Annotated in this window: 17 protein-coding genes and 1 pseudogene; 8 read left to right on the top strand and 10 right to left on the bottom strand. The window is 70.7% G+C overall.

The window, feature by feature from the left end; translation table 11 throughout:
* The first annotated feature begins 197 nt into the window (after nt 1-197).
* From ACFYM2_RS16790 to dapA, 3 genes are all read left to right on the top strand, one after another.
* Entirely contained in the window at nt 198-2033 is a 1836-nt protein-coding gene (locus ACFYM2_RS16790; RefSeq protein ID WP_388836873.1) for an endonuclease/exonuclease/phosphatase family protein, read from the top strand.
* A 94-nt stretch (nt 2034-2127) separates the two neighbouring features.
* Nucleotides 2128-2541 carry a PPOX class F420-dependent oxidoreductase gene (locus ACFYM2_RS16795; protein WP_388836876.1) on the top strand — a complete coding sequence of 138 codons (414 nt, stop codon included), beginning with the start codon at nt 2128-2130 and terminating at the stop codon, nt 2539-2541.
* Between the two features lie 100 nt (nt 2542-2641).
* The gene (dapA, locus tag ACFYM2_RS16800) at nt 2642-3598 is read left to right on the top strand and encodes a 4-hydroxy-tetrahydrodipicolinate synthase (RefSeq protein WP_388836879.1); all 957 of its coding nucleotides are present in this window, start codon (nt 2642-2644) and stop codon (nt 3596-3598) included.
* A gap of 507 nt (nt 3599-4105) precedes the next feature.
* On the opposite strand, the gene dapD is transcribed toward dapA, so the two are convergent.
* Entirely contained in the window at nt 4106-5101 is a 996-nt protein-coding gene (gene dapD, locus ACFYM2_RS16805) for a 2,3,4,5-tetrahydropyridine-2,6-dicarboxylate N-succinyltransferase (RefSeq protein WP_388836882.1), read from the bottom strand.
* 166 nt (nt 5102-5267) lie between these two features.
* Nucleotides 5268-5591 (bottom strand): DMT family transporter, encoded by a 324-nt coding sequence (locus ACFYM2_RS16810; RefSeq protein ID WP_388457360.1) that lies wholly within the window; start codon nt 5589-5591, stop codon nt 5268-5270.
* Between the two features lie 652 nt (nt 5592-6243).
* Between ACFYM2_RS16810 and ACFYM2_RS16815 the strand changes: the two genes are divergently transcribed.
* Nucleotides 6244-6651, top strand: a complete 408-nt coding sequence (locus ACFYM2_RS16815) for a hypothetical protein (protein WP_388457358.1) — start codon at nt 6244-6246, stop codon at nt 6649-6651.
* A gap of 149 nt (nt 6652-6800) precedes the next feature.
* Complete coding sequence (locus ACFYM2_RS16820; RefSeq protein WP_388836885.1) at nt 6801-13025, top strand: SDR family NAD(P)-dependent oxidoreductase; 6225 nt, start codon at nt 6801-6803, stop codon at nt 13023-13025.
* 23 nt (nt 13026-13048) lie between these two features.
* On the opposite strand, the gene ACFYM2_RS16825 is transcribed toward ACFYM2_RS16820, so the two are convergent.
* The gene (locus tag ACFYM2_RS16825) at nt 13049-13537 is read right to left on the bottom strand and encodes a DUF5946 family protein (RefSeq protein WP_388457354.1); all 489 of its coding nucleotides are present in this window, start codon (nt 13535-13537) and stop codon (nt 13049-13051) included.
* A gap of 283 nt (nt 13538-13820) precedes the next feature.
* Between ACFYM2_RS16825 and ACFYM2_RS16830 the strand changes: the two genes are divergently transcribed.
* Entirely contained in the window at nt 13821-13982 is a 162-nt protein-coding gene (locus ACFYM2_RS16830) for a hydrophobic protein (RefSeq protein ID WP_100575597.1), read from the top strand.
* Nucleotides 13983-14752: 770 nt separating this feature from the next.
* Here the strand turns inward: ACFYM2_RS16830 and ACFYM2_RS16835 are convergent.
* Nucleotides 14753-15948 (bottom strand): annotated as a pseudogene (locus ACFYM2_RS16835) (macrolide family glycosyltransferase).
* On the opposite strand from ACFYM2_RS16835, the gene ACFYM2_RS16840 reads away from it, so the two are divergent.
* Nucleotides 15928-16353 carry a serine hydrolase gene (locus ACFYM2_RS16840; protein ID WP_388457350.1) on the top strand — a complete coding sequence of 142 codons (426 nt, stop codon included), beginning with the start codon at nt 15928-15930 and terminating at the stop codon, nt 16351-16353. The pseudogene ACFYM2_RS16835 and the gene ACFYM2_RS16840 overlap by 21 nt on opposite strands.
* Nucleotides 16354-17003: 650 nt before the next feature.
* Nucleotides 17004-18575 carry an alpha/beta hydrolase gene (locus tag ACFYM2_RS16845; RefSeq protein ID WP_388836888.1) on the top strand — a complete coding sequence of 524 codons (1572 nt, stop codon included), beginning with the start codon at nt 17004-17006 and terminating at the stop codon, nt 18573-18575.
* A gap of 150 nt (nt 18576-18725) precedes the next feature.
* Here ACFYM2_RS16845 and ACFYM2_RS16850 read toward each other — a convergent pair whose 3' ends face one another.
* The 6 genes from ACFYM2_RS16850 to sufD are packed head-to-tail and all read right to left on the bottom strand — an operon-like array spanning nt 18726 to nt 23075.
* Nucleotides 18726-19064: a metal-sulfur cluster assembly factor gene (locus ACFYM2_RS16850; protein WP_350229677.1), complete on the bottom strand. Its 339-nt coding sequence runs from the start codon at nt 19062-19064 to the stop codon at nt 18726-18728.
* A complete protein-coding gene (sufU, locus tag ACFYM2_RS16855) occupies nt 19061-19525 on the bottom strand; it encodes a Fe-S cluster assembly sulfur transfer protein SufU (RefSeq protein WP_359007374.1) in 465 nt (154 codons plus the stop codon). The genes ACFYM2_RS16850 and sufU overlap by 4 nt, the downstream gene beginning before the upstream one ends.
* An 11-nt stretch (nt 19526-19536) precedes the next feature.
* Entirely contained in the window at nt 19537-20808 is a 1272-nt protein-coding gene (locus tag ACFYM2_RS16860) for a cysteine desulfurase (RefSeq protein WP_388836891.1), read from the bottom strand.
* Nucleotides 20805-21569: a Fe-S cluster assembly ATPase SufC gene (gene sufC, locus ACFYM2_RS16865; RefSeq protein ID WP_388836894.1), complete on the bottom strand. Its 765-nt coding sequence runs from the start codon at nt 21567-21569 to the stop codon at nt 20805-20807. Before sufC ends, ACFYM2_RS16860 begins: the two co-directional genes overlap by 4 nt.
* A 7-nt stretch (nt 21570-21576) precedes the next feature.
* A complete protein-coding gene (locus ACFYM2_RS16870; protein WP_100574415.1) occupies nt 21577-21894 on the bottom strand; it encodes a bifunctional 3-phenylpropionate/cinnamic acid dioxygenase ferredoxin subunit in 318 nt (105 codons plus the stop codon).
* Nucleotides 21894-23075: a Fe-S cluster assembly protein SufD gene (gene sufD, locus ACFYM2_RS16875; RefSeq protein WP_388836897.1), complete on the bottom strand. Its 1182-nt coding sequence runs from the start codon at nt 23073-23075 to the stop codon at nt 21894-21896. Before sufD ends, ACFYM2_RS16870 begins: the two co-directional genes overlap by 1 nt.
* Between the last annotated feature and the right edge of the window lie 50 nt (nt 23076-23125).

Raw genomic sequence — 23125 nt, forward strand, 5'->3', positions numbered from 1 at the left:
GCGCCCGTCGCGCGCCGCGGGCGCCGGGGCGTGCCACGGGACCGCGCGCCCCACACGTTCATCTACCCGTCAGTTTTCGGACACCCGGCGACTCTTGACAACTCCCCACCCCAGCCAAGAGATTGACGCGCGTAGAACAACACCGCTGAACAACACCGCCGCACGCACCTTTTCCCTCATCACTCCCGGAGTCGTGAATGCCCGTTCCCAGAACCGCCGCCGTGTCCGCCGTGGTCGCCGCAGCGCTGGCCGCCGGCCTGGTCAGCGCCGCCTCCTCGCAGGCGGCCCCCGCCACGCCCGTGCAGGCGAAGATCCACGACATCCAGGGCACCACCCGGATATCCCCGCTGGCGGGGCAGCAGGTCACGGGCGTGACCGGCGTCGTCACCGGTGTGCGCGCCTATGGTTCCTCCAAGGGCTTCTGGTTCCAGGACACGGCGCCCGACAAGAACCCCGCCACCAGCGAGGGCGTCTTCGTCTTCACCGGCTCCAACCCGACGGTCGCCGTGGGCGACGCGGTGGAGGTCGCGGCCACCGTCACCGAGTACGTGCCCGGCGGCGCCTCCTCGGGCAACCAGTCGGTCACCGAGCTGTCCAGGCCGGTCGTGAAGGTCCTGTCCTCGGGCAACGCCGTGCCCGCGCCGGTCGTCATCACCGCCCGCTCGGTGCCCGACCGCTACACGCCGAACGGCGACCCGGCGGCCGGCAACAGCGTCAACGGCCTGACCCTCAAGCCGAAGAAGTACGCCACGGACTACTACGAGTCCCTTGAGGGCATGAACGTCCGGATCAACACCTCGCGCGTGGTCGGCGCCACCGACCCGTACTCCGAGCTGTGGGTCACGGTGAAGCCGCAGGAGAACCGCACCGCGCGCGGCGGCTCGCTGTACTCCTCGTACAGCGACCAGAACACCGGCCGGCTCCAGATCCAGAGCCTGATCCCCACCGCCCAGCGGCCCTTCCCCACCGCGAACGTGGGCGACACCCTGATAGGCACCACCGAAGGCCCCCTGGACTTCAACCAGTTCGGCGGCTACACCCTCGCCGCGCGCACGCTCGGCACGGTCAAGGACAACGGCCTCAAGCGCGAGGTGACCCGCAAGCAGCGCACCGGCGAGCTGGCGGTGGCCACGTACAACGTGGAGAACCTGGACCCGGGCGACCCGCAGTCGAAGTTCGACGCGCTGGCGCAGGGCGTGGTGACCAACCTCGCCTCGCCCGACATCGTGGCCCTTGAGGAGATCCAGGACAACAACGGCGCCAAGAACGACGGCACGGTGGACGCGTCGGCGACCGTGAAGAAGTTCACGGACGCGATCGTGGGCGCGGGCGGCCCGGCCTACCAGTGGCGTTCCATCGACCCGGAGAACGACAAGGACGGCGGCGAGCCCGGCGGCAACATCCGCCAGGGCTTCCTGTTCAACCCCGCACGGGTCTCCTTCACCGACCGTCCCGGCGGCGACTACAAGACCGCCGTCGGCGTCACCGGCGCCAAGGGCCACCCGGCCCTGACCCTCTCGCCCGGCCGCGTGGACCCGGCCAACCCGGCGTGGGCGGACAGCCGCAAGCCGCTGGCCGGCGAGTTCGTGTTCAAGGGCAGGACGGTCTTCGTGATCGCCAACCACTTCGCGTCCAAGGGCGGTGACGAGAGCCTGGTCTCCCAGCACCAGCCGGTGCCGCGCTCGTCGGAGACCAAGCGGCTCCAGCAGGCGCAGGCCGTCAACGCCTTCGTGAAGCAGCTGCTCGCGGTCGACAAGCACGCGGACGTCCTCGCGCTCGGCGACATCAACGACTTCGACTTCTCGGGCACCACCAAGGCCCTGGAGGACGGCGGCGCGCTGCGCTCGGCCTACCGCACGCTGCCGAAGAAGGAGCGCTACTCCTACGTGTACCAGGGCAACACGCAGGTCCTGGACCAGATCCTGGCCAGCCCGGCCGTCCGTGGTTTCGAGTACGACAGCGTGCACATCAACGCGGAGTTCGCGAACCAGACCAGCGACCACGACCCGCAGATCATCCGCTTCCACCCGTAAGCGCGGGGGCCGGCCGGGCAGACGCGTCGTCTCCCGGCCGGTCCGCCGGGCCCAACCCGGGGCGCGCCGGGGCGGGTTGGTAGCGTTCGGCGCCATGACCAGCGCATCGAAGGACCTCGCCCCCGTGATCCCGGCCGACTACGCCGACCTGCTGACCCGCCCCCTCTTCGTGCACCTCGCCACCACGGGCCCTCGCGGCGTCCCGCACGTCAACCCCGTCTGGCAGATCTGGGACGGCGAGTTCCTGCGCTTCACCACGACCACCACGCGCCGCAAGTACAAGAAACTCGTCGCCGACCCCAAGGTCTCCCTCTCGGTCAACGACCCCGACCAGCCCTACCGGTATCTGGAGGTCCGGGGCATCGTGGAACGGATCGAGCCCGACCCGACGGGCGCGTTCTTCGACCTCCTCGCCCAGCGGTACGGCCTGGAGTACGAGCGCCCGCTCGACGACGCCGAGCACCGGGTGGTGCTGGTGATGCGCCCGGAGCGCACTACCAAACAGTGAGCCCCGGCGGCTCCCGCGCTCACCTTCCTTAAGCAGCGCTACCTCGACCCGCCCAGAACACTAAGTGGACGTGAACAGGCGGCGGGCGCGACACTGCCGCATGACGACGACACCGCATCCCCCGCGCCCCTTCGGACGTGCCCTGTGCGCCATGGTCACGCCCTTCACCAAGACGTACGAACTCGACCTCGCGGCGGCACGCGAGCTCGCGGCGCACCTGGTGGACAACGGGTGCGACGGCCTGGTCCTGAACGGCACGACGGGTGAGTCGCCGACCACGTCGGACGAGGAGAAGACGGCGCTGGTACGGGCGGTGGCCGAGGAGGTCGGCGACCGCGCGACGGTCGTGGCGGGGGTGGGCAGCGCCTCGACCGCGGACACCGTCGCGCTGGCCCGAGCGGCCGAACGGGCGGGCGCGGACGGGCTGTTGGTGGTCACCCCGTACTTCAGCCGCCCGCCGCAGGACGCGGTCGAAGCCCACTTCCGTACGGTCGCCAACGCCACCGGGCTGCCGGTGATGCTGTACGACATCCCGGGCCGCACGGGCACGCGGATCGAGGTGGACACGATGCTGGCGCTCGCGGAGCACGAGCGGATCGTGGCGGTCAAGGACTGCGCGTACGACCTGCTGGGCTCGACGAAGGTGATGGGCCGTACGTCGCTCGCGTACTACTCCGGCTGCGACGAGCTGAACCTCGCGCTGTCCGCGCTGGGCGGGGCGGGGTATGTGAGTACGGTGGCCAATGTGGCGCCGCGGGCGGTGCGGGCCGTGCTGGACGCGTTCGAGGAGCCTGCGCCGGTGGAGGCGGCGCGGCTCAACCAACTCCTCCTCCCGCTGACGGAGTTGATGATGTCCGCGGGGTTGCCGGGGGCGGTGACGGCCAAGGCGCTCCTTGGCCATCCCGTACGCGGGCCCCTACGCCCGGCAACCCCAACCGAAACGGCCCGCCTCCGCGCGGCGCTGCCCCCGGCATGTGACCCCGTTTGCGCAGTTCCCCGCGCCCCTGACTACTCGGCGCCGGCCCACACCGGCAGTGTCAGCCCGTCCGGCGATTGAGGACGAGCGCGTTCAGCGCGAAGGGGGGCTGGGGCGGAGCCCCAGGGACCCCGGCTGCGGACCGTGGTCACTCCTCGCGCAGTTCCCCGCGCCCCTGGCGGGATCCGTGCTGGCCCGCACCGCACCCTTAGCCTGCCCGGCGATTGAGGGCGAGCGCCCTTCAGGCGCGAACGGGGTCTGGGGCGGAGCCCCAGGGGCCCCGACTGCGGGCCGTGGTCGCTTCTCGCGCAGTTCCCCGCGCCCCCGGCGGGGTTCGTGCTGGACCGCACCCGCCAACCCCGAGGGTAGGGCTCATGCTGGCCCACACAGGCAACCTCAGCCTGCCCGGCGATTGAGGGCGAGCGCCTTTCAGGCGCGAACGGGGTCTGGGGCGGAGCCCCAGGGGCCCCGGCTGCGGACCGTGCGTGGCTGAGCGCGCAGTTCCCCGCGCCCCCGGCGGGGTCGGCGCCCGCCCGCATGGGTGTTTCGCGAGGCCGGCGCCGGGCCGGGGCGGCGTGCGCGGGGTGGTCAGTTGTGGGCGTGCAGGATTTCGTTCAGGCCGCCCCACACCGCGTTGTTGGGCCGCGCCTCCACCACCCCCGTCACCGAGTTCCGCCGGAACAGAATGTTGGACGCCCCGGACAGCTCACGCGCCTTGACGATCTGCCCGTCCGGCATCGTCACCCGCGTACCGGCCGTGACGTACAGGCCCGCCTCGACGACGCACTCGTCGCCCAGCGCGATCCCCACCCCGGCCTCCGCCCCGATCAGGCACCGCTCGCCGACCACGATGCGGACGTTGCCGCCGCCGGACAGCGTGCCCATCGTGGACGCGCCGCCGCCGATGTCGGAGCCGTCACCGATGATGACGCCCGCCGAGATGCGCCCCTCGACCATGGACGTGCCGAGCGTGCCCGCGTTGAAGTTCACGAAGCCCTCGTGCATGACGGTGGTGCCCTCGGCGAGGTGCGCGCCCAGGCGCACCCGGTCGGCGTCGGCGATGCGTACGCCCTTGGGCGCGACGTAGTCCGTCATGCGGGGGAACTTGTCGACGGACGTCACCTGGAGGTGCAGCCCCTCGGCGCGCGCGTTGAGCCGCACGGTCTCCAGGTCGTCGACGGCGACCGGGCCGAGCGAGGTCCAGGCGACGTTGGCGAGGAAGCCGAACATGCCGTCCAGGTTCTGGCCGTGCGGCTTGACCAGGCGGTGCGAGAGCAGGTGAAGACGCAGGTACACGTCGTGCGCGTCCAGCGGCTTGTCGTCGAGCGAGGCGATGACCGTACGGACGGCGACGACCTCGACCCCGCGGCGCTCGTCCACGCCGACGGCCTTGAGCGCGCCCGCGCCGAGCAGTTCGGCGGCGCGCTCGGCGGAAAGCCGCTCGGTGCCCGCCGGGCCGGGTTCGGCGACGGCCACCAGCTCGGGGGCGGGGAACCAGGTGTCAAGGACGGTGCCGTCGGCGGCGATGGTGGCGAGTCCGGCGGCCGCGGCGCCGGTCGAAGCAGGTGCAGTCGTGTCGGTCATGCCCCAAAACCTAACCGGCCGCGGCCCGCCGGGGCGAACCGGTCTCACGTAACGGCCTCACGTTCCCCACGCCCGGGCCCGTCGGACACCCCCAGGTCAGGACCCGCACTGGTGAGGCGGGCGCGGACCGGGGTGACAGAACCCGGCGTACTGTGTCCCGACCCGCTCAGTGCGCCGCGCCCCCGAGGTTGAGCAGGACCACCCCGCCGATGATGAGGGCGATCCCGGCGAGCTTCGCGGCGGTCACCGCCTCCCCCATGAAGACCATGCCGACCGCCGCGATGACGGCCGTGCCCACGCCCGACCAGATCGCGTACGCGGTGCCCACCGAGAGGGACTTGAGCGTCAGCGACAGCATGTAGAAGGCGAGCAGATAGCCGACGGCGGTGATCAGCGAGGGCCAGAGCCTGGTGAAGCCCTCGCTGTACTTCAGCGCGGACGTGGCGACGATCTCCGAGCCGATGGCGCAGGCGAGCAGGACGTAGGGCATGAGGGCGAGCGTACCCGCGGCGGGGGACGGGTTCTGATGGGTTGTGGGGCCCTGATCAGCCGGAGTTCACCGTGAACCACGTGCCCCGGGACTGCTTCCACTCGGCGTGGGAGAGGCGCGATGCTTCCCCCGTCGGCTACCCCGAGCGCCCTACCGGCCGGCATGACGGCCTGACAAAGCGATCGGGCCCAGTCCGGCCAGGTTCTCCAGGCTCCCTTCCCTGTCCCGCACGTGCTGAGAGGTCGTTCCCCGCCTTGATCACGACGACGCCCGAGCTTTTCCGGTGGACGGGGCCTGAACAACACTGGAGGTCGCCGGACTTCCCACGTAATCACTACCTTTCACGCTCCGGCGCCAGAAGCCTTTCTGCTTTCGCGCTCCGAATGGGCAATGCACACTCGGTGTGAGAACCGGCCGTGCACGTGCACCACGCTGGTACCGGCTGGATCAACCGCATCGCCTTCGAAGGCTCGTTCCATTCTCTGAGGTGGCAAGAGGGGTGGCGGGGTGCTGGATGTGCTGGTGAACCGGGCTCCCAACGGCCGAGGCGTGCAATTGTCCGCCGTTCGGGTTTGGCGGATTGTGCACCCCCGCTCTCAGTTCTCGCGCTGTATATCAATGACAGGGAAAGGCTTTATCGAAGGGGAGCGGAATGTCCGGAGACCGGATCGCAGAATTGCGCAACACCATCAATGCAACCCGCGTGGTGAGTACCGACAATGATGTGATCACCTTGGAGTTCTCCGCCAAGGCCGGAGGCACTGTCGAGGGGCACACGGTGCAAGGCTTGGCGACGCATGTCTCCAAGCGCTATCCCGACGGCACGGAGACGGCGACGGCCCGGATTGTCCTGAACGCGGAAGGATGCCCGGACCAGCTGGTCCTCACGGGCATGGCCGCCGGCACTGTGCGGGACGACGGCAGCGTGCTGTACGAGGGCTTGTTGGTGGCCCGGGCCACGCGGGGCCGGTTCGTCGGCCTGAACGGCAAAGCCATCGTGAGCACCGCCCAGATGGAGGCCGACGGCACGGTCACTCACGTCTGGCACTTGTTCAGCTGAGCACGTCCAGAGGCTGGGGCGGCACCACGGGCGGACCGGAAGTCGTCTCCCGCTCCACTCGCCCGGCCGGCCGGCGCCGGCGCCGATCGGTCGCCGGGACCGCCCGGTGACCGCCGCCTCCGTCTACGTCGGCCGAAAGGGAACCGCACATGGGCGCATCGACGAGTCGGACCCCGGACGAGCCGGTGGCGGTGGTGGGGGCGGCATGCCGGTTGCCTGGGAACATCGATTCCCCCGCGGCCTTGTGGCGGCTGCTGGAGCGGCGCCAGGAGGTGGTCGGGCCCGTACCTGTGGACCGATGGGACGCCTCCGCGGTGGCGGCGGGCCTGGCTGGTGGAGTGGGCCGGCAGATCGTCCATGGTGGCTATTTGCCGGAACGATTCCTTCGCTTCGATGCCGCGTTCTTCGGGATCAGCGGCGAAGAAGCACGGTGGCTGGACCCGCAGCACCGGTTGCTGATGATGGTGGCGTGGGAGGCGTTCGAGCACGCCGGTATCCCCGTCGAGACCGTGCGGGGCAGCGCGGCGGGCGTGTTCAGCGGCATGTACACCATGGACCACTTTCTGCGCGGTCACCGCCGGGCGGAGGAAGTGTCCCCGTATTGGACGACCGGGGGGATGCACGGTGTCGGGGTGGGTCGGCTGTCGTTCTTCCTGGACCTGCACGGGCCGTGCCTGGCGGTGGACACGGCCTGTTCCTCGTCGCTGGTCGCTCTCCATCTGGCCTGCCAGGCGCTGCGGGCGCGTGAGTGCCCGCTGGCGCTGGTGGGAGGTGTGTCGGCGGGGCTGGGACCTGAGATCACGGTGGCCGAGGCCCGTTGGGAGATGTTCTCGCCCACCGGGCACATCCGGGCCTTCGACGCGGACGCGGACGGCTTCGTGCGCTCGGAGGGCTGCGTCGTTGTCGTGCTCAAGTTGCTGTCCGACGCGCAGCGGGACGGTGACCGGATTCTGGGGGTGGTGCGCGGGTCGGCAGTCAACCAGGACGGGCGGTCGGTGCGGTTGACGGCTCCTTCCTCCGAAGCGCAGGCGGCGGTGTTCGCCCAGGCGCTGCGGCGGGCTGGGCTGGATGCCGGCAGGGTGGGGATGATCGAGGCGCACGGGACCGGGACGCCTGTTGGTGACCCTCTTGAGTTCGCGGCGCTCAAGAAGGTGTACGGCGGTGGCGGCGGTCAGTGCGCGCTGGGGTCGGTGAAGACGAACGTGGGACACACCGAACCGGCGTCCGGCCTCGTCGGTCTGCTGAAAGTACTGCTCAGCCTGCGGCATGGCACGGTGCCGGCGACGCTCCACTTCCGCCGGTGGAACCCGCAGATCGAGGCCGACGGCTGTCGGTTGTTCGTCCCCACCGAGACGGCGCCGTGGCCGGTGGAGCGCGGGCCGAGGGTGGCGGCCCTGTCCTCCTACGGTGTGAGCGGCATCAATGCCCATGCCATCGTCGAGCAGGCCCCCGCGGCCCGGCCCCGCCCGGGCCGCGAACAGCCCCGAACCAAGACGTTCCTGCTGAGCGCCGGCTCCCCGGCGGCGCTGCGCGAGTCGGCGGCGCGGGTGGGGCGCTGGCTGGAGACGGAGGGCGAGGAGGTGCCGCTGGCGGATCTCGCGCACACGCTGGCGGTGCGCCGCTCCCATGCGGGCCACCGTGCCGCGGTCGTCGCCGACGGCAGGCAGGAGCTGGCAGCCCGGCTCCAGGCGTGCGCGGACGGGCGGGCCACGCAGGGCACAGTCACGGGTCGGGTCCTTCCGGCCGGGCGGGGGCCGGTGTTCGTCTACTCCGGTCACGGCTCGCAGTGGGCCCGGATGGGGCGGCGCCTGTGGGGCCGTCACCGGGCGTTCACGCGTGCCATGGAGGAGTTGGAGACGGTGATCCTGGCCGAGGGCGGATTCTCCGTACGGCAGGTGCTGGACGCCGAGGAGGTCGTCACCGGCTCGGAGCGGGTCCAGCCTGTGCTCTTCGCCCTCCAGGTCGCGTTGACGGCGATGTGGCGCTCCCACGGCGTCGAGCCGGCGGCGGTCATCGGCCACTCGATGGGTGAGATCGCCGCCGCGGTCACCTGCGGCGCTCTGTCGGCGTCCGACGGGGCACGGGTGGTATGCCGCCGGGCCCGGCTGCTGACCCGGGTCATCGGTCAGGGCACGATGGCGGCCGTCCACGCATCAGCCGACCGGGTCGAGCGCGACCTGCGCGAAGCCGGGGAAGAGAACGTGGAGATCGCCGTCCTGGCCAGCCACCGGCACACCGTGGTCGCCGGAGACACCGCCGCGATCGACCGCATGGTCGACCACTGGGCCGGCCGAGATGTCGCGGCCTCCAAGGTGCCCGTCGACTACGCCTCCCATTCTTCGTACTTGGACCCGCTGACACCGCTCATCCGCACCGCACTGGCGGACATCCGGCCGGGGCCGGCGGCGCGCTGCGTCTTCTACACCACGGTCCGGCAGGACCCGCGTGCCGAAGTGGTCCTGGACGCGGGCTACTGGGCCGACAACCTCCGCCACCCGGTCCGCTTCGCCGACGCCGTCGCGGCCGCGGCGCGCGACGGCCACCGCCACTTCATCGAGATCAGTCCGCACCCTCTGGTCGCAGGGCCGATCAGCGCCACGCTGGAGCGGGACCTGCCCGGACAGACGGCTGTGCTGCCCACCCTCCACCGAGAGCAGGACGAGCGCGTCGCTTTCGCCACGGCGCTGGCGGCCCTGCACTGCGCCGGCGAACCGGTGCCGTGGCGACGGTGGTACGCACGAGGCGCTCTCAGCGAACCACCGGCCACCAGCTGGGAGACGGACGAGTACCTGACCGAACCCAGCGCCCTGACCACCCCCGCCTCCTCACAACCGCACCCCCTGCTGGGCACACCGGCCACAGACCCGGACGACGGCCACCGTCGCGTATGGCAACACCGGCTCCCCGATTCGCTGACCGCCTGGCTGCGCGACCACCGCGTCTCCGGCGTGGCGGTCATGCCCGGAGCGGGGCTCTGCGACATGGCGCTGGCGGCCGCCGAGCACATCCTGGCGCCCGGCGAAGGGGACGTGCACCTGCGCGACGTCACCTTCGACTCCTACTTCCCGCTCGACACCGATTCCGATGCCGACCCCGTCACCACCCTGTGCGCCGCCACCCACAGCCCCCATGGCTCATCAGCGCGCTGGCAGGCCAGTTCCCCGACGAGCGACGCGCGGACGATCACGCACAGCACCGCCACGCTCTTGCGGTCCAAGGACTGGCCCAGGCCGGCGCGCAGGGAGGTGAGCGGACTCGAAGAGCGCTACCCGCGCCTGGTGCCGTCGGCCGAGTTGTACGACCGCTGGCGACGCACCATGCGCCTGGAATACGGGCCGGCTTTCAGGTCCCTGGTGTGGGTGCGCCTCGACCGCACCGCGGGCACCCAGGCCGTGGCGCGGCTGCGCATCCCCGATGAAGCCCGGCCCCACGGAGCCTGCTTCACCTGCCACCCGGTACTGCTGGACGGCGCCCTGCAAACGCTGCTGGCCTTGTGGACCGTGCACGCCGACCTGCCTGCCGGACGCGCTCACCCCGTGGGCATCGGACGGCTGCACCTCCTCGGCGACACCCGAAGCGCGGTGTACTGCCGCGCACGGGCCGACGAGGTCTCGGCAACGCGGATCACCGGATCGCTGGAACTGCTCGACGAGGACGGACTGCCGCTGCTGACCGCCGGCGACATCCGCTTCGCCCACGAGGCACACGCCGGCGATCCGGACGAAGGCCTCCTCTACCAGCACCGGTTCGAGCAAGCCTGCGCCCCGACCGTCCGGCCCGGCGCAGGGCGGTGGCTGGCCCTCATCGAGCAGCGACCCGGCTCGTGGGAAAGCGCCCTGCTCGACGCGCTGCGCGCCCACGGCGCCGCCCTCACCCTGACCACGACACCACTGGCCACCGCCACGGACGACATCGCGGGCCTCCCACAGCATCTGCGGCGCACCCTGGACGCCACCCCCCAGCCGTTCACCGACGTCCTGCTGCTCACCCCACCACCCACCGGCGACGCACCAGGGCCATGGGCACCGCACGCCGCCTGTGCCCGCACCACCCGCCTGGCCCTCCTGGCCCGAGCCCTGGCCGAAACGGACGCGACCCCACCCCGCCTGCACGTGCTGACCCACCACGGGCAGCCCGTCCGGGACGGTGAAGACGTGGCATTGGAGAACGCCGGCCTGCGCGGCCTGCTGCGCAGCCTCGCCTACGAACACCCGGAACTACGCGCCCGCCTGATCGACACCGACATCGTGACGCCGGCCGGGCAGCTCACGCGCGAACTCCTCGCCGAGCCGGACGGAATCGACGAGGTGGCGTGGCGCGCGGGCCGCCGGCATGCCGCCCGCCTCACCCCCGCTCCCCTGCGACCCGACGAACGCCGAACTCGCACCCTCGCACCGGGCGACCACGCCGTCACCGCCGAACCCGCGGCAGTGCCCGGCCATCTCACCTACACCCTCTGCCCCGGCCCCGGCCCCGGCCCCGACGCCGCCGATGCGGCCCGCACTCAGGACCGCATACGCATCGCGGTGACACACACCTGCCGCTTCGACGGCGACCCGCAACTGCCGGTACGGGCCTGCGCGGGACGCACCTTGTCCGGCGCCGGCGAGCCGAGCACCGGCCACCCGGTGGCAGCCCTGATCCCTGCCCCTGGCCTGGACAGCCAGGTCACCGTGGAGGCGCCGTCGACGGTGACCGTACCCGGCCACCTGGACCCGGCCGCCTTCGCCGGCAGCCTGCTGCCCTACCTCACCGCCCACCACATCCTCCACGACCTTGCCCGCGTCACCCGGCACGAACGGGTCCTGCTGCTGGGCACGAACACCGCCACCTTGCTGGCAGCCGCCCACGTGGCCGGTGCGGCGGGCGCCCACACACACTCCGCCACAACCGGACCGGACGTCCCGATGCCCGAGCACGTACACCCCCACCGTGCCCACGACGGCCTCGCCTACGACGTCATTCTCGACGCCACCACCCGCCCCGACCCCCACGCCCTGCCCCCGCTCAAACCCGGCGCCCGCTGGATCACCACGTCCACCCCCGCCTCCCGGCCCGCCGCCCCGGGCACTCTGACCGCACACCCCCATCTGGCCGCCGTCCTGGCGACACCCGAGCAGACCGCCGAGCACCTGGGCCGGACAGGTCACGCGCTGGCCGAAGGGACCTTGCCGCTCCTGCCCGTCAGCCGCCTTCCCCTCGCCGACCTCACCGCCCCCGCCGCACATCCCTCAGGGCCGAACAGCGCGGTCTATACCTGGCCCCGCACCCCGATCACCGCGTACATCCCGCCCGCCGGCCTGCGCACCGTCCGCGACGACGGCGGCTACATCATCACCGGCGGCCTCGGCGGCCTCGGCCTGATCCTGTGCCGATGGCTGGCCGAGCGTGGCGCCGGCCGCATCGTCCTCAACAGCCGCTCCGTCCCCGGCCCCGAGGCCCTCGCCGAGATACGCCACCTGCAAGAGGCAGGGGCGCGCATCGACGTCCTCAACGCCGACCTCGCCGAACCCGGCACCGCCGAACGCCTCGTCGACCTCGCCACCGGGACAGACCTGTCCCTGCGCGGAGTCATCCACGCCGCCGCGGTCGTCGACGACGCCACCGTCACCCGCACCGAACCCGAACTCATCGAACGGGTCTGGCGCCCCAAAGCCCTCGGGGCCTGGCTGCTGCACCAGGCGACCCTCTCCCACCCGGTGGACTGGTGGGTCGCCTTCTCCTCCTTCGTCTCCCAGATCGGTTCTCCGGGCCAGGGCCCATACGCCTCGGCCAGTGCCTGGCTCGACGCCCTGATCACGCACCGCCATGCTCAGGGGCTGCAAGCACTCGGCGTCAACTGGGGCCCCTGGGGGGAGCGAGGCATCGGCGCCCGTACCATCGGCGCCCGCGGATTCGCCACCATCGCCCCCGCACAAGCCCTTCTCGTCCTCGAACGCCTCCTGGCACATTCCCGCCCCGCCACCGGCTGCATCGACCTCGATGTCGCCGCGTGGCTCCAGCCCTACCCCGACGTGGCAGCCTCCGCCTACCTCTCGCCGCTTCTGCGCACAGGCTCGCCGGACCGGCCGGACCGGCCCCAGGAACCATCGCGCGGTGTGCTCGCCGAACTCCAGGCCACCACCGACACCCAGGCCCGGATCCGGCTCCTGGCCGCACACATCCGCGACCTGGCCGCCGACGTCCTGCACACCGACCCGGCCCGTATCGACCTCCACACCTCCCTCGTCGCCCTCGGCATGGACTCCCTCCATACCATCCGCCTACGCCGACGCCTACAAACCGGCCTGGGCATCGACATCCCCGTCACCGCCATGTACAAGGCCCCCAGCGTCCATGCCCTCACCGTCCACATCGACCAGCACCTCAACTGACCCGGCACTTCACTTCCGCAGGATCAGCGCGCCTCACCGCACGCTGCCCGGCCGCCCGGCCGCCCGCGTCCCCACGCGTCGACCGTCGCGGTGGCCCAAGCCTTGACGCGTTCCGAGAACCCCGCCGAGGGGAACGTCCCGTCGATGGCGACGTCTTCGATCGTGACGGAAAAACGGGATCGCGGCGCGTCCCCGTGCGGTAGCGCCGTGTCCCGGACGACTCGTGACGGCCTGCCCTTGGCGCGATGGGAGTTGCCACGACGAGCCCGACCGACGAGCTGGTCCACTTCGTCGAGGCCGCCTTCGAGGTATGCGCGCAGGAGCGCCCAAGCCATCGCGCCGTCGTCGGCGGGAAGCCGACTGGGGTGTTGGAGCAGGAAGCAAGAGACCGAGACGCCGTGCAGCGGCCCCCATGGTGCCCTCCGTGCATGGTCCAACGCGAGCAAGGCGTGGAACAGGTCGTCACAGGATCGCGGGTCCATCGACGCACCGCACTCCGCGCAGGAGTCCATACCTTCTCCTTGATCCTCGAAGTACAACGTAGCCAGTACCCCAGCCGTAGAGGTGATCTCGCTGGTGGAACCCGGTGGACAGACAGTTGCGGCCGGTGGTCGACGTGGGGTGCGGTCTGACCACTTACTGAGCGGGCGCCGATCACCAGGATCCTTCCCGAGCGACGGTCAGCGCAAAGGAAGGACGCAACCGAATGCCCGGATAAGAATCTTGTAAACAATTGTGCCGGGGCCGTGTCGGCGCGGAAAGCCGGGGCATTCGATGGCTCGGAGGTTGATAACTATGGTTCCCCTGCTTCTCGTTCTTCTGCTGGCTCTGATCCTCTTCGGCGCGGGTTTCGCCCTGAAGGCCCTGTGGTGGATCGCGATCATCGTGCTCGTCGTCTGGCTCGTCGGGTTCGTCGCCCGCCCCAAGGGAGGGAGCGGCCGCTGGTACCGCTGGTAGGCCGGGCATAATCGATCATCAGGTGGGTGCCCCGCGCTTCGGCGCGGGGCACCCACCTGTTTGTCGCGCCCCATCACTCAGGGGCATTTAGGGGCACTTGGGGGATGAGGGTCATCACGTTCAAAATCGCGGGTACGGGCATCGCGTGGCCGTGGCGCGGTATCCGCGCATGGGAACCGCGCCTCCAGGAAATCGCGCCGCGGCCACCCGAATTCCCAGGGGCGTTCCGAAACACCCTCGTCACATCTGACGCCTCGAAGTGAACGGCATGGAGCGTTCAACGACTCCAGGGAGATCAGCTGCTCGGCCTGGTGCGCGGCGATGGGCGTGGCCGGGCCGGCTGCGGCAAGCGCGAGGGCGGCGACGGTGGGTGATGATGCGAGCAGACCTGACACCCTGAGTTCACGGCACCCCGGTACGGGTGTGACGGGTGCCGGTTGGTGCGGAGCCGCACTGGTTCGGCCGGACACCCACACCATGGCCCCCACTGATCCCGCCCGGGCGCGAACACCCGGCACGTGACCCGGCCCGGAACGTCACACAACCCAAGTGTTCACAGCGCCCCGTACGCAGCCTGTAGGAGCTCCTGACGTCGTCAGGAGGTCAGCGGCGTGCCGCTGACGAGATGTCCGTGAATGCTTGTCGACGTACGAGTGCGATTGAGCCCCCGGCCCTGGTGAGCTCGCGAATTCGACTGTCGCCAGTTCTCGAAAGGCCGGCTTTCGGCCACCGTGTGCCCTCGGCCGACAGGACGCCGGTAGTACGGAGTCTCAGAGCGCGGGCCCCCTGGCGGCGGCCAGCGTGCTCTCGATGAGGCCGGCAGCGCGCGGGGTGCCGCCCTCGGCCCGGGCGGCGGCCTGCAACCGCTTGGACCGGTCGAGGCGGTCCGGATCCGCGACCAGGTCGTTCAGCGCCGCACGGAGCGTCTCGGCGGTGGCGTCGGCGGTGTCCACACGGTGGGCGACGCCGAGTTCCACGAGCCGGTCGGCGTTCATGAACTGCTCGGCTCCCTGCGGCACGGCGATCATGGGAACGCCGGCGAGGAGCCCTTCGGCGCAGCCGCCCATGCCGGCGTGGGTGACGAAGGCGTCGGCCTGTTCCAGGATCGCCCGCTGCGGGACCCAGGAGTGGACCTCGACGTTGGGTGGGATGGTGCCGAGTTCTCCGGGGTCGGTGTACTTGCCGATCTGGAGGACGACGTGCCAGCCGGGCAGGTCGCCGAAGGCGGCGACGCACTGGCGGTAGAACGCGGGCTGGCGCGTGTACGCCGAACCGAGCGAGATGAGCAGCACGTGGTCCGCGCCGGCCGGGCGTGTCCAGCCGTCCGTGCCCGCCCGGGTGTCGAAGCAGGGGCGACGAAGGTCACCGTGTCGGTGTCGACCCGATCGCCGTGCGGCTGCATCGCTTTCGGGATCAGGGCGAGGGCCCGGGCGGGCGGGCCGCAGAACGTGTCCACGTCCGTGGTGGTCGCCCCGCACTCGGCGAGCCACCGCGCGAACCCGGCCTGGTACGCGTCAGCGCCCGGCAGCTTCCTTAGCTGGGCCGCGACTTCCTCCTGGTAGCCGTCCCAGCCGACGAACGTCGGGGACAGCTGCACGAGGGGACGGCCCTGCGCTTCGGCGAGGGCGCGCGCCGCGTAGGCGCCGATGTCGTAGAGATACAGGTCGGCCGGATCGTCGTCGTAGGCGGCGCGCAGTTGCGGGAGCGCCTGGACTGCGTCCTTGAGGAAGAGGCTCGCCGCGGCGATGGGATCGGCCGGCCAGTCGTTGTCCTCGACGGGCAGCGTGGAGGTGCAGGGCACCAACTCCGCGCCGGTGGACTCGATCCGGTCGGCCACGAACGGGTCGTTGGCGCTGGTGACCCGGTGCCCGCGGGCCACCAGCTCGCGGATGAGGGCGAGGCTGGGCAGGACGTGGCTGATGATGGGGATGCCGATCATCGCGATATGGGCGCGGCGACGGGACATGGAGAGCTCGCCGGCCCCGGGGAACCCGACAGTGCGACGTACGACGTCACCGAACTCAACCCCTCCCTCGCGGGCGCCGCCGGGGAAATGATCTCCACCACCCGCGATCTCAACCGGTTCTACCAGGCCCTGCTCTCCGGGCGGCTCCTCCAGAAGCGTCAGATGAAGGAGATGACCACGGCCGTCTCCATCCCCGAGGCGCCGGGCGTCTCCTACGGGCTGGGCCTGATGAGAATGACACTGTCCTGCGGTACCCAGGTGTGGGGGCACAGCGGCGGCATTCAGGGCTCCGTATCGCAGACCATGGCGACCACAGATGGTGGGCACGTCCTGTCGTTGAACTTCAACGGCGACTGGAACGTCCATGAGCAGCGGGTCGTCCAAGCGGAGTTCTGCGGCGCGTGAGCGACGAGGTCTTGAGGCCACTCCCGGTGATCCGGGTGCGGGACCGGGCCAACGCAGACGGTCCTCGTCATCGGGTGGCCGTCCGCCCCCTGGGACAGGTCACAGGGGCCTCGTACGTGGCCGGGGCTGTTCACCTGCGAACGGGCCGCCGGCCGGGACCTGGCCGGCGCCCAGAGGGGCGGCGGTGCGGCGCGCTCATCGCCTCAGCTTGCCCGTGCCGGGGCCTTCGCGCGGCAGTGAGCGCGGCGCCGCCCGGAGCGGCTGAGTGCCGCAGACGCTTCGGCGCGTGGACGAGATGGCGCTGACCACGAACACGCTGTGGGAGGTGGTGACAGGCGAGCCGGCGACGGCGTGCGGCGGTGAGGCATTTGGCCTCGCTGCCCTGATCGCGCTCAGGACAGGACACCTCGTAGACCCGCCAGGGCTTGCGAGCCTGCTGCTGCACTCCGCGTCCCTCAAGGAGCGGCTTCTTGGCGCGGTCTCGCCGCCGGTCTCCTCCCGGAGGAGGAGACCGGTCCGGGACGCAGGTCCCGGACGAGGCGCGGCCAGGACCGGGGTCCTCGTGCCCTCGGGCGATGTGCCTCACCAGGGCGGGTTCCTAGCCTCGGGGCATGCGATCACACGAAGCGGACGATACTCAAGGAGACCCCGTGGCCACTGTCGGCCCCGCCCCACGCCGCGCCTTGGCCGTGAGCCTCACCCTCGCCGCCTGCCTCACGTCCTCCCCGGTCCTGGCCACGGCCGCCGAGACCCCCGCCCAGGACAGCTCCGGGGCCGCACTGGACCGGTATTACCACCAGCGCCTCGGCTGGGGCAGCTGCGTCAAGGGCGCCGACGACACCACGGGCCGCGATCTGGACCAGGCGGGCGTGCGGTGCGCCGACGTGACCGTGCCCCTGGATTACGCCGACCCCCGGGGGCGCACGATCACCGTGGCGATCTCCCGGCTCAAGGCCACCGACACCCGCCATCGCATCGGCGCGATCCTCCTCAACAACGGCGGTCCGGGCGGGCCCGCGCTCCAGTCCCCGCCGCAGGCCCGTGCGTCGATGAAGGAGGTCGGCGCGCGCTACGACATCGTCGGCTTCGACCCGCGCTTCATCGGGCGCAGCACCGCGCTGGACTGCGGCCTGCCCGTCGGCATGACCTGGCTGTCCGCCGGCGCCGGCCGGGCGGGCTTCGACCGCCAGGTCGCCCTGCAGAAGAGCCTCGCCGACAAGTGCCGGGCCAAGGACGCCGACGTGCTCCCGCACATCACCACCCGCAACACGGCCCGCGACATGGACGTCATCCGCGGCACGCTCGGCGAGCGGAAGATCTCCTTCCTGGGCTACTCGTACGGCACCTACCTGGGCACGGTCTACACACAGATGTTCCCCGGCCGCCAGGACCGGATGGTGCTGGACGGGGCGATCAACCCGAGCGACTACCGCCCCCGGCTGCTGAAGGGCACCGAGCCCGAGAACGAGAAGGCGCTGTCCGACTGGGCCGCCTGGGCCGCGGAGCACCACGACACCTACGGCCTCGGCCGCAGCCGCGCCAAGGTGCTCGCCGCCGTCGACCGCATCGGCGCGGCGGCCGCGCGCGGTCCGCTGACCATCGGTACCGGCGCCGATGCCTTCCGGATCGACGACAGCCAGGTGCCGCTCCTCCTCTTCTCGGGCATCGCGGACGACACCGCCCCGGCGCGGGCGTCGCTCGGCGAGCTGGTTTCCGCTCTGGCCAAAGCCGCCGAGGGCCGGCCGGCGGCGGTGCCGCCGGCGCTCGTCCCGGAACTCCGGTACGTGCTGCGCGGTGAGGGCGAGCCCACTGGCGCGCAGTCCGCGGTCATCTGCGGGGACGTGGCCGCCGCGCGCGATCCCGAGCTCTACTGGCGCGACATCGAGCGAAACCGCGTCGCGCACCCGCTGTTCGGCGCTCTGACCAACAACATCAACCCGTGCGCCTTCTGGGACTCGCCGCGCGAAGAGCCCACCCGGGTGCGGCGCGATGCCCCCGTACTGATCGTCGCCGCCACCGGGGACCCGCGTACCACGTACAAGGGGAGCGTCGAGCTCCACCAGCAGCTGCCGAGCTCCAGGCTGCTCACCCTCAAGGGTGCCAACCGGCACGCCCTCTTTGGGCGTTACGGCAACGCGTGCGTGGACGGCCAGGTCAACCGGTACCTGGCCACAGGCAAGCTGCCTGCGAGGGACCGGACCTGCGTCAAGCAGGCGGGGTAGCGGCCCGCGGGGTCCGGGTCCCGGTGGTGTCCTGGTCGCCGGCCGTCCACGGCGCCCGGAGACCGTCCCCGTCACCGTGCCACGCGAAGGGCCCCCATGCGAAGACCCCCGGTACCAGCGGTACCGGGGGTCTCGACTCGCGGGCGGGACTCAGACGTTGAACCCCAGCGCACGCAGCTGCTCGCGGCCGTCGTCGGTGATCTTGTCCGGACCCCACGGCGGCATCCAGACCCAGTTGATCTTCAGCTCGCTGGCGATGCCGTCGGTCGCGGCCTTCGCCTGGTCCTCGATCACATCGGTCAGCGGGCAGGCCGCGGACGTCAGGGTCATGTCCAGCGTGACGACATTGGAGTCGTCGACGTGGATGCCGTAGATGAGGCCGAGGTTGACGACGTCGATGCCCAGCTCGGGGTCGACGACGTCGTACAGCGCCTCGCGGATCTCTTCTTCGGTCGCCGGCTTGATCGCCGCCTGTGCGTTCTCGGTCATGCCGTCTTCCTTTCGGCGATCTCGCCCAGAGCCTGGGCCGTCGCGTCCTTCCAGGCCATCCAGCTCAGCAGAGCACACTTCACGCGTGCGGGGTACTTGGAGACCCCGGCGAACGCCACCGCGTCCTCCAGGATCTCCTCCATCGCGTCGTCGGGCTCCAGCTGGCCCTTGGACTGCATCAGCTCCAGGAAGGCCTCCTGGATCCGCCGCGCGTCGGCCAGGTCCTTGCCGACCAGCAGGTCGTTGAGGACCGAGGCGCTGGCCTGGCTGATGGAGCAGCCGTGGCCCTCGTACGAGACGTCCTCGATGAGCGAACCGTCGTACTTCACCCGCAGGGTGATCTCGTCGCCGCACGTCGGATTCACGTGGTGCACCTCGGCGTCACCGGCCCGCAAGCCCCGCCCGTGCGGGTGCTTGTAGTGGTCCAGGATGACGTCCTGGTACATCGAATCAAGCTTCACGTCGGTAACCCCTAGCCGAAGAAGTTTCGTACGTGCTCCAGGCCGTCCACCAGGGCGTCGACCTCGGCGGGCGTGGAGTACAGATAGAAAGACGCTCGCGTGGTCGCGGGAATTCCGTAGCGCAGGCAGACCGGGCGCGCGCAGTGGTGGCCCACGCGGACCGCGATGCCCTCCTCGTCGAGGACCTGGCCGACGTCGTGCGGGTGGATGTCGCCCAGCGTGAAGGAGATCGCCGCGCCGCGGTCCTCGGCGGTGGTCGGACCGATGATCCGCAGGTCGGGGACTTCGAGCAGCCGCTTGACCGCGTACTCGGTGATCGCGTGCTCATGCGCGGCGATCTTGTCCATGCCGATCGCGGAGAGGTAGTCCACCGCCGCGCCCAGGCCCACGGCCTGCGCGATCGGGGGCGTGCCCGCCTCGAACTTGTGCGGCGCCGGAGCATAGGTGGAGGAGTGCATCGAGACCGTCTCGATCATCTCGCCGCCACCCAGGAACGGCGGCAGGTCCTCCAGGAGCTCCTGGCGGCCCCACAGCACGCCGATGCCGGTCGGGCCGCACATCTTGTGGCCGGTGAAGGCCACGAAGTCGGCCTGGAGGGCCTGCACGTCGAGCGGCATGTGCGGGGCGGCCTGCGAGGCGTCGATGCAGACCAGCGCGCCGACCTGCTGCGCGCGGCGCACGATCGCCTCGACCGGGTTGTGGGTGCCGAGCAGGTTGGAGACCAGCGTGAAGGAGACGATCTTCGTCTTCTCGGTGATGATCTCGTCGAGGTTCGACAGGTCGAGCCGGCCGTCGTCGGTCAGGCCGAACCACTTCAGCTTCGCGCCGGTGCGCTGCGCGAGCAGCTGCCACGGCACGATGTTGGAGTGGTGCTCCATCTCCGTGATGACGATCTCGGTGTCGCTGTCCACGCGGTAGGGCTCGTCCGCCCAGCCCAGCATGTTGGCGACGAGGTTCAGCGACTCCGAGGCGTTCTTGGTGAAGATCACCTCGTTGCGGCTCGGCGCGTTGATGAACGCGGCGACCTTGTCACGGGCGCCCTCGTACAGCGCCGTGGCCTCCTCGGCGACCAGGTACACGCCGCGGTGCACATTGGCGTTGTGCTGCTCGTAGTACTCGTTGAGCGCGTCGAGCACCTGGCGCGGCTTCTGCGAGGTCGCGGCGCTGTCGAGGTAGACGATCTTCTTCCCGTCGTGGACCACACGGTCCAGCAAGGGGAAGTCCTTGCGGATCGCCTCGTCCAGGAGAGCGGACTCGGTGAGGAGGCCCGGCAGCTGTGTCACTCGGAAGCGCCGCCCTTCGTGTACGACGCGTAGCCCTCGGCCTCGAGCTTGTCGGCGAGCTCCGCGCCGCCGGACTCGACGATGCGACCGGCCGAGAAGACGTGCACGTAGTCGGGCTTCACGTAGCGCAGGATGCGTGTGTAGTGCGTGACCAGGAGGGTGCCGACCTCGCCGTTCTCACGGACGCGGTTGATGCCCTCGGAGACCTGGCGCAGCGCGTCGACGTCGAGGCCGGAGTCGGTCTCGTCGAGGATGGCGATCTTCGGCTTCAGGAGCTCCAGCTGAAGGATCTCGTGGCGCTTCTTCTCGCCGCCGGAGAAGCCCTCGTTCACGTTGCGCTCGGCGAAGGCCGGGTCCATCTGGAGCTGCTCCATCGCGGACTTGACCTCCTTCACCCAGGTGCGCAGCTTGGGCGCCTCGCCGCGGATCGCGGTGGCCGAGGTGCGCAGGAAGTTGGAGACCGAGACACCGGGGACCTCGACCGGGTACTGCATGGCGAGGAAGACGCCGGCGCGGGCGCGCTCGTCGACGGACATCTCCAGGACGTCCTCGCCGTCGAGCGTGACGGTGCCGCTGGTGATCGAGTACTTGGGGTGCCCGGCCAGCGAGTACGCCAGGGTGGACTTGCCGGAGCCGTTGGGGCCCATGATGGCGTGGGTCTCGCCCTGCTTCACGGTCAGGTTGACGCCCTTGAGGATCTCCTTCGTACCGTTCTCGGTGTCGACGGAGACGTGCAGGTCGCGGATTTCAAGCGTTGCCATGGGGAACTCAGGACTCCTGGGTGACGGAGACGAGCACATCGTCCCCTTGGATCTGTACGGGGTATACGGGGACGGGGCGCGTCGCGGGAAGGCCGGACGGCTTGCCGGTGCGGAGGTCGAAGCTGGAGCCGTGCAGCCAGCACTCGATGGCGCAGTCCTCCACCTCGCCCTCCGAGAGCGACACATTGGCGTGCGAGCAGATGTCGTTGATCGCGAACACCTCGCCCTCGGTCTTGACGAGGGACACCGGCGTGCCGTCGATCTCCACCCGCTTGGGCGTGTCGCTCTCCAGCTCGCTCAGCGCGCAGGCTTTGACGAAGGCCATCAGACGGAAGCCTCCAGCTCCGTCTCGATCTTCGCGAGCAGGCGCTCCTCGACGTCCGGCAGGCCGATCTGCTGGACGAGTTCCGCGAAGAAGCCGCGGACGACCAGGCGGCGGGCCTCCATCGGCGGGACGCCCCGGGACATCAGGTAGAAGAGCTGTTCGTCGTCGAAGCGGCCGGTGGCCGAGGCGTGTCCCGCGCCGGCGATCTCGCCGGTCTCGATCTCCAGGTTCGGCACCGAGTCGACGCGGGCGCCGTCGGTCAGAACCAGGTTGCGGTTCATCTCGTAGGTGTCCGTGCCCTCGGCCGAGGCCTGGATGAGGACGTCGCCGATCCACACGGCGTGCGCGTCCTCGCCCTGGAGGGCGCCCTTGTACACCGCGTTGGACTTGCAGTGCGGGGTGTTGTGGTCGACCAGGAGGCGGTGCTCCTGGTGCTGGCCGTGGTCGGTGAAGTACAGGCCGAACAGCTCGGCCTCACCGCCGGTGCCCGCGTAGGCGACGCGCGGGTGCAGGCGCACCAGGTCGCCGCCGAAGGTGACCACGAACGACTTGAAGGTGGCGTCGCGGCCGATCAGCGCGTTGTGCTGGGCCACGTGGACGGCCTTGTCGTCCCAGTCCTGGACGGAGACGACGGTCAGCTTGGCGCCGTCGCCCAGGACGTACTCGACGTTCGCGGCGAGCACCGCGTCGCCGGTGTGGTCCAGGACCACGACGGCCTCGGCGAAGGCGCCGAGCTCGATCACCTGGTGGCCGTAGGCCACGCCGCCCTCGCCGTGCACGGCGATCCGGATCGGCTCGGTGAGCACCGTGTCCTTGGGGACACTCACGACACTGGCCTGCTCGAAGGACGAGTACGCCTGGGCCGCGACGCGGTCCACCGGCGTCCCCGCCCTGCCGAGGCGGGCGTCGTCGCGCCCGACGCTCTCCACGGTGACGCCCCCGGGCGCGTCCACGGTGACCTTCAGGGCCTCACCGGTGGCGACGGCGGTGCCGTCGTGCAGCCCGCGCAGCCGCTCCAGCGGCGTGAACCGCCACTCCTCCTCGCGGCCGTGCGGGACCGGGAAGTCACCGACGTCGAAGGACGGAGGGGCGCTCATGCGGGTGGCGACGGTCGACTCGGCGGCCACCGCGATGGAGCCGGCGGTGGTGGAGCCCACCGGGATATTCGTAGCCTCAGCCATGGCTGTCGTAGTGCTCTCTTCCTGAATCAGAATCTGCTCAACTGCCGGAC

This window comes from Streptomyces sp. NPDC006711, from assembly GCF_042869775.1.
Classification (GTDB): Bacteria; Actinomycetota; Actinomycetes; order Streptomycetales; family Streptomycetaceae; genus Streptomyces.

Coding starts and splice junctions, on each gene's coding strand:
- ACFYM2_RS16790 (WP_388836873.1), top strand. CDS start 198: ATGCCCGTTCCCAGAACCGCCGCCGTGTCCGCCGTGGTCGCCGCAGCG.
- ACFYM2_RS16795 (WP_388836876.1), top strand. CDS start 2,128: ATGACCAGCGCATCGAAGGACCTCGCCCCCGTGATCCCGGCCGACTAC.
- dapA (WP_388836879.1), top strand. CDS start 2,642: ATGACGACGACACCGCATCCCCCGCGCCCCTTCGGACGTGCCCTGTGC.
- dapD (WP_388836882.1), bottom strand. CDS start 5,101: ATGACCGACACGACTGCACCTGCTTCGACCGGCGCCGCGGCCGCCGGA.
- ACFYM2_RS16810 (WP_388457360.1), bottom strand. CDS start 5,591: ATGCCCTACGTCCTGCTCGCCTGCGCCATCGGCTCGGAGATCGTCGCC.
- ACFYM2_RS16815 (WP_388457358.1), top strand. CDS start 6,244: ATGTCCGGAGACCGGATCGCAGAATTGCGCAACACCATCAATGCAACC.
- ACFYM2_RS16820 (WP_388836885.1), top strand. CDS start 6,801: ATGGGCGCATCGACGAGTCGGACCCCGGACGAGCCGGTGGCGGTGGTG.
- ACFYM2_RS16825 (WP_388457354.1), bottom strand. CDS start 13,537: ATGGACTCCTGCGCGGAGTGCGGTGCGTCGATGGACCCGCGATCCTGT.
- ACFYM2_RS16830 (WP_100575597.1), top strand. CDS start 13,821: ATGGTTCCCCTGCTTCTCGTTCTTCTGCTGGCTCTGATCCTCTTCGGC.
- ACFYM2_RS16840 (WP_388457350.1), top strand. CDS start 15,928: ATGGGCGCGGCGACGGGACATGGAGAGCTCGCCGGCCCCGGGGAACCC.
- ACFYM2_RS16850 (WP_350229677.1), bottom strand. CDS start 19,064: ATGACCGAGAACGCACAGGCGGCGATCAAGCCGGCGACCGAAGAAGAG.
- sufC (WP_388836894.1), bottom strand. CDS start 21,569: ATGGCAACGCTTGAAATCCGCGACCTGCACGTCTCCGTCGACACCGAG.
- ACFYM2_RS16870 (WP_100574415.1), bottom strand. CDS start 21,894: ATGGCCTTCGTCAAAGCCTGCGCGCTGAGCGAGCTGGAGAGCGACACG.
- sufD (WP_388836897.1), bottom strand. CDS start 23,075: ATGGCTGAGGCTACGAATATCCCGGTGGGCTCCACCACCGCCGGCTCC.